The organism is bacterium (genome assembly GCA_030654305.1).
GTDB lineage: Bacteria > Krumholzibacteriota > Krumholzibacteriia > LZORAL124-64-63 > LZORAL124-64-63 > PNOJ01.
This window is the reverse complement of the sequence record JAURXS010000075.1, coordinates 1-6301: the sequence shown is the minus strand read 5'-3', so window position 1 is coordinate 6301 and position 6301 is coordinate 1. Positions and strand designations below refer to the sequence as shown.

The window sequence follows — 6301 nt, the reverse complement described above, 5'->3', positions numbered from 1 at the left end:
AAGCCTTCGTGGACGCGCGCCATCTCGGCCGCCAGTTCGTACTGCCCGGTCCCTCCCGTGCCGTAGTCCCCCAGCACGGCGAACTTCAGGGAATCCTTCTCGGTCGGCAGCGGGATCGGGGCTTCGGCCGCGCCTTGGGAGGCCTCGACGGTGGCTGGGTCGGTCGCGACCGGGATCCCGGAGGTGCAGCCGCCCGCGATCAGGGAGGCTGCGAACAGGGGCAGCAGGAGCCAGCGCATCTTCATGGTCACACTCCACCAATGCCGCTACGGCAGGATGTTGTCCGTGAAATCGACGATCAGGTTGGCATGGGTATCCAGGAGGACCAGGCGCTCGCCGACGAATCGGTATTCCAGGCCCTCGCTCAGCTTCGGCAGGGCCTCCAGCACCTGCAGCGGCATCGTCGCGAGCGGGATCGCGTCCGGGTACCGATCGTTCACGTGGAGATTCGCCACGTTGGTGTTTTCGTCCAGGATCGATTCCCGGCTGGCCTTGCCGGCGGGGCCGGCGAGGGCCCCTTCCAGCGCTCGGACCGCAACCGCCCGGATGCCCGGCGTGAAGAATTCACCCTGCACCGCATCCGCTCTGGCGTTTTTGATCAGCGCGTTGAGCGCCAGCTGGTTCGATTCGACCTGCGCGGGTGTCGACTTGTTCGAGAGCGCCGGGAGCGTCCCTTCGAATTTCTGATGGAGGGCCAGGTAGTCCTTGAGGCGCGCCTCGAAATCCGTGACGTTCAGCGCCTCGGGCGCGGAGAGCGTGACGGGGCTCGCGACCATGGACTTGGGCGTGGTCACGCCGGCGTACGCGCGGTAGAGGACCGGCGCGGCGAAGACGACGCCGGCCAGGATGAGGACGCGGAGCGAGTTCTTCATGGCGATGCCATCCTGACTGCCGGATGCGGGTCCGGCCGAAGCCTGGGGGGCTCGTGCTTGGCGGGGAGATCGGTAGACCGAAGCCAAGACGAACCGTGACGGAGGGCGAAGTGCGTGGACGTGCGGCTGGTGAAGACCGGAGGCTTGCGCGTGTCCCCCGCCGGCGGTCGCCTGGCGTCGGTGGTGCGCGGGCAACGTAGACCCGATCGTCGCCCCCCGCCATCGGCGACTCTAGAAGGTCAGCCCGGTTCGTACCCGGAAGCCGCTGCGGCCGCGCGGGTCGCCCAGCTCGAGACTCACGGCGGTGGCCGGGTTCAGCACGCCGACCCAGAAACCGACGCCGGTCGAGTCGTGCCACCCGCCGGGCGACTCCCAATCCGCGTAGACGCGCCCGGCGTCGCCGTACCCGTACACGCCGATGTCCAGCGGCAGCAGGACGGCGAAGCGGATCAGGGTGATCTGGAGTTCCGCCGTGCCGTAGACCGCCGCATCGCCGGCGTAGCGCTCGCGGTCCAGTCCCCGGACCGAGGAGCGGCCGCCGATGAAGGCCGCCTCGTGGAACGGGAACTCGCCGTAGACCTTCTTCCCGCCCGCGCGCAGGGCGAGGACCGGGCGCAGCGGCAGGTGCAGCGAGTAGTACCCTCCGGTATTGACGGCGAGGACGCCGAACGTGGAGACGACGTCCCACACCGCCGGGTAGACCGTCGCGCTGAGGTCGAGCAACAGGCCGCGGCTCGGATCCTTCGACCGGTTGCGGGTGTCGCTGTACAATCCCAGACGGAGCCCCGCTTGTCCGTAGTCTCCGTAACCGTAAGGCCGACGTTCGTAGAGGTAGTGGCCCGGCGAGCTGCCGGTGGTGGAGTACTGGATCACCGGCCCGAGGAAGATGTCGCTGCGGCGTCCCAGCGCGTAGGCCACGGCGGGATGGAACAGCCACTGCCGCTGGTGGGTCTCGTGGTACGCCATCGGGCCGTCCGGAGTGTCGTTGCCGAGGCCGTGGAAATTGAGCACTTCGATTTCCGACATCCGGGCCGCCGCCGTCACGTGGACGGCTGACTCTTCCCGCCGCTTGTCAAAGAGGCCGGTCACCCGCCACGCCCCGACCCCCGCGGCATACTCCCCGATCAACGCGGTCCGGCTGGCGTAGGGGTATTTGCGGAAGCCGTAACGCTCCCGGTTGACGCCCAGCCGGATGACGACACCGACATCGCCGGGGGCGCCGAGTCCCACGAGGGGGGATGTTCTCGTTCCCCAGTCGCGGCCGGGGACCTGTGCCGGACCCCACGGGCGCGGCCATGGCCGGCGGTCGAAGAGCGCGTCCGGCCCGTACCCGATCCCGGTGACGGCGCCCCGGTCGTAGAAGCGGGCCGCGCCGGGCCGGCCGGCGGCGCTAGACGAGTCGCTCAGCTGGTTGGCGCCGTTGCCGCCGATGACGCGCACCCGCATCGCCGGCGGCGCGTCGCCCCGCACCACGGCCCGATCGTCACCCTCGTGCAGGTAGAGCCGGATCTCGCGGGTGTCCGGCGCGACGAAACGGCGCCGGTAATACGGCGCCTCGTCTCCGGAGCCGATCTCGACCTCGAGGTGGCGGTCGTCGATGAAGGTGACGGTGGCGCGATCGGCCGCGTCGGTGGCATGGAGATCCACCACGTCCGCCAGGAAGAGGTAGAAGCGCTTGGCCTGCGCAGGCAGCAGGTCGCGGCGGGCCATCAGCTTGGCTGCCGCGGCCGGCACCGACGCCTGGTACTCGACGGGCATGGCCCGCAGCGCCGCCTCGATGACCGGGTCGGTGAGGCGCCCGGCCAGGAAGACGGCGGCGGAGTCGAACACCGCCGCTTCGAGCCCGCCGAGCAGGCGGCGGTCGGAATCGAGGCTGTTGCAGGTCAACGCGCGCAGGCTCGGATAGGAGTCTCCGAAGCGGACCAGGTTGGGGATCTTCGCCCCGGCGATTGCGGCGAGCCCGCCGTATTCGATCATGACCTTGTCGCGATCGCGCGGGATGGGCAGCCAGTCGCCCCCGGGCGTCATTCGCGCCCATTTCCAGTTCCCCGGATGGCGGTCCCAGTCGTTCATGAACATGTCCAGCAGGCGCGCGACGAGGTAGGCGCGCGCGTCGAACCGCGTCCCTGGATCCGCGTCGAGCAGCGTCAGCAGGCTGTCGCTGTCGATGATCGCGACGGCGCCGGCGAAGCCCGCGGTATCGTCCGGCACGGTGGGCAGGATCTCGATCATGCCCAGCCGTCCGGCGAACTCTTCCCGGAATTTTCCCAGCCGGGGGTCGTCCGGCATCACGTGGAGCACCGGGGTCGGGTGCGGGATGCCGGCCGCCGCCATCAACCGGTCGGCCACCACCGCGCCGGCGGGGTGGTGCGCGCTGATCTGGTCGCGGGTCGCGCCCTCCAGGACGGTGTTCTCGTACCCCGGGTAGATCGTCAGGCCGTCCTTGTCCACCAGTCGGAACACGTACTCTCGGCCCTGCGGGTCCTCGAACCGCAACGACCGCGTCTGGTTGCCGCCGCCCGTCTTGGTCGGCGTCAGGCCGCCGGCGTAGGCGCCCAGGTCCAGGACCGGGACCTCGATGGGGGTGACCCAGAGATCGCGGTAGGTGTCGCCGAGGAGGAGGCGCCGCAGCCAGCCCCCGTGGTACCGGGCGCCGGCCGCGACCGTCGCCGTGGCGGTGCCGGGAGGTGGCGGGGGGGTGACCTGCGCGAAGGCGCCCACCGCGCCGAGCGCGATCACGAAGGCGAGGACGCCTGGCAGTCGGGGGATGGAGAAGGGCTGCATGGGTTCAAACCGCCCCTCGGGGCCAGCGGTACAGCGTGATGGTCGCCGCGGCGTTGACCGATTCGTCACTGATGATCAGGATGCCGTCCCTGGTGATGGCGATCCCCTCGGATTGCGGGTGCCGGCCGCTGAGCGGTCGGGAGAAGACGACCGCGCCGGCCGGCGTGATCGAAAGGAACGCCTTCTCCGGAGCCGCCACGAGCACGTAGTTGCCGCTGAACGGGTCCACCGTGAGGTCGGTCGGATGCAACTGCTTCCAGTCGTTGCCGCCGATCGCTTCGGCGAACGGGATCGTGAACTCGGAAACTCCGGCCTCCCCGGTCGCGTCGAGGTCGTAGCGGTAGAACACCAGCATGCTCTCGAGTCGCTTCGACTTGACGTTCTTGCAGGCGAGGATCAGCGCGTTGGCCGTCGAATCGTAGGCCACGCTCTCGAATTCGCATTCCTTGCCGAGACGGGTGTCGTGCTCCGTGTAGTCGACCCGCTCCTGCGCCGCGCCCTCCGCGAACTCGTAGAGCTTGCCGTTGCTCGACAGCAGGAAGAACCGGTCCCCGACACAGGCGAGGCCCTCGAAGTCCCCGACCAGGTTCTGCTTCCCGACGTAGAACTGCTTGATGACGGCGCCACGGCGGTAGTCGAGTTCGGTGATCAGGGACGACTCGTCGTTGTGCGCGAAGAGCCGGCCGTCGGGCGTGAGCGCCAGTCCCGAGATCTCCGCCAGGTCGGGGGGCAGGATCCAGCGGGCGACGGGGCGGCCCGCGGAACCCGTGTCCGCGAGGGCCGCGGCCAGGCGCGTCTCGCGGGTCGCCAGGACGTCGACGTCGGAATTCCCACATCCGGCCCCCGCCAGCAGCGCGGCGGTCAGCGCCGCGGCCAACGGGGGGCGCCTCATGATTTGTCTTCGTGTTCGTCGGTGGTTTTCGAGAGCTGGACGTCGGCGCTGGTGATCTTGTCCGCCGCCCGGTCACGCACCGCGGTGAGCAGGTCGTCCCTGGACATGGACTTGCGGATCCGTACCAGATAGTAGAGTTCGGACGGCTTGCCTTCGTTGGAAACGGCTTCATCCAGGCGCCAGCGGCCGGCTACCTGGTCGAGGGCTTCGGCGATCGCCGCCTGAGCTTCGGAGAGCGCCTCGGTCGTGACGGTGAGGACCGCGTTGTAGCGGGGCTTGTGGCCCTGCGGGCCGAGGAGCCTCCGGACCCGGGCGAAGCGCTCGGCCAGGGCCAGGGCCTGCTTCTGATCGAGGGCCAGCACCAGGTCCCGGTCCGAGACGTTCTTGCCGGCCCGGCTCCCCGCCAGTTCTTCCAGCGGCGCGCCCCACTCGGAGACCGCGGTGGGCGTCAGGACGCTGCGGCCGAAATCGTAGCGCCAGGTCAGGATGAGCACGAAGTTGAACACGACCGAGACGAGCGCCGCCACGATCAGGGTCTGCACGCCCGCGGCGAAGCCCACGGCGATCGCGAGGAAGATGAACACCACATCGCGCGTGTCCCGGAGCGTGGTGCGGAACCGCACCGCCGCGACGACGCCGGCGAGACTGAACGCCAGGGCGAGGCTGTTCTGCACGACCAGGACGACCCCCGCCACCACCAGCGGCAGGAAGATGAGGGTCTGGGCCACCTGCTGGTCGTGGCCCTTGTTGTACCGCGTCGACATGTAGACCCAGGAGACCGGCAGCATCAGGACGAGCGTGCCCATCAGGATGATCAACGTGCTCAGCGTGAACTCGAGCCGGGGGGAGAGTTCGGCGTCGAAACCGCGGATCGTTCCCGACTTCAGCCCGTCCTCGAGCACCTGCGGGCCCGTAGTCGCCGCGTCGATCTGGGCGCTGCCGATCACCTTGTCGAAGACGGGGAAGAAATAGATCAGCACACCGACGACGGCGGCCAGGACCAGATAATAGGCAAGGAGCCGGCGGACAGGGTGGTCGGAACCCAGGGTGAAGAAATCGATGAGTCGCCTGAAGAAGCCCATGCTCTTGGTCCCTTCGAAGCCGTTGAGCCCGACTGTTTCGCGAGAGTACGGACTTCCGCAAAGGGATATCGAGGATCACAGCATAGATCACATACCTCGTGGCCGCCCGACCGCACGATTCCGGGACGGCGCGAATCAGCCGATGCTGGCCCCCCGTCACGCTTTGCGATACGATCGCCGCGCACAACCACAAGGAGCCGACCATGCGCCGCAAGTCTTACGCCGCCTTCGCCCTGCTCGCCCTTCACTCCGTTCTGGCGCCCGGCCCGTCTGCCGCGGCGGACCGCGTGACCGGCAGCAGCTTCACGACCCGCTCCGAGGTGATCGCGCCTCACGCCATGGCCTGCACCAGCCAACCCCTGGCCACGCAGATCGCCCTGGACGTGCTGAAGGCCGGCGGTTCGGCCGTCGACGCGGCCATCGCGGCCAACGCCGCCCTCGGCCTGATGGAACCCACCGGCAGCGGCATCGGCGGCGACCTGTTCGCCATCGTCTGGGACGCGAAGACCCGCCGGCTCTACGGCTTGAACGCCAGCGGCCGCTCACCCCGCGCTCTCACGCTGGAGGAGTTCCAGAAGCGCGGCCTGGAGTTCGTGCCGCCGCGCGGCCCGTTGCCGATCTCGGTCCCCGGCTGCGTGGACGGCTGGTTCGAGCTGCACGCGAAGTTCGGG

At 69.1% G+C, this 6301-nt stretch carries 6 protein-coding genes; 1 reads left to right on the top strand and 5 read right to left on the bottom strand.

What is annotated here, in order from left to right:
- The 5 genes from Q7W29_01970 to Q7W29_01950 all read right to left on the bottom strand — a co-directional run.
- The coding region (locus Q7W29_01970; GenBank protein MDO9170578.1) for a hypothetical protein at positions 1-245 on the bottom strand (245 nt) is incomplete at its 3' end.
- Positions 246-266: 21 nt separating this feature from the next.
- Positions 267-872, bottom strand: a complete 606-nt coding sequence (locus Q7W29_01965; GenBank protein ID MDO9170577.1) for a hypothetical protein — start codon at positions 870-872, stop codon at positions 267-269.
- A 231-nt stretch (positions 873-1103) separates the two neighbouring features.
- Positions 1104-3656 carry a BamA/TamA family outer membrane protein gene (locus Q7W29_01960; protein MDO9170576.1) on the bottom strand — a complete coding sequence of 851 codons (2553 nt, stop codon included), beginning with the start codon at positions 3654-3656 and terminating at the stop codon, positions 1104-1106.
- Positions 3657-3660: 4 nt separating this feature from the next.
- On the bottom strand, positions 3661-4548 hold the full coding sequence (locus Q7W29_01955; protein ID MDO9170575.1) for a hypothetical protein: 888 nt from the start codon (positions 4546-4548) through the stop codon (positions 3661-3663).
- Positions 4545-5630, bottom strand: a complete 1086-nt coding sequence (locus Q7W29_01950; GenBank protein MDO9170574.1) for a DUF4956 domain-containing protein — start codon at positions 5628-5630, stop codon at positions 4545-4547. The genes Q7W29_01955 and Q7W29_01950 overlap by 4 nt, the downstream gene beginning before the upstream one ends.
- Before the next feature lie 203 nt (positions 5631-5833).
- Between Q7W29_01950 and Q7W29_01945 the strand changes: the two genes are divergently transcribed.
- Positions 5834-6301: gamma-glutamyltransferase (locus Q7W29_01945; protein ID MDO9170573.1), on the top strand; the 468-nt coding region annotated here is incomplete at its 3' end.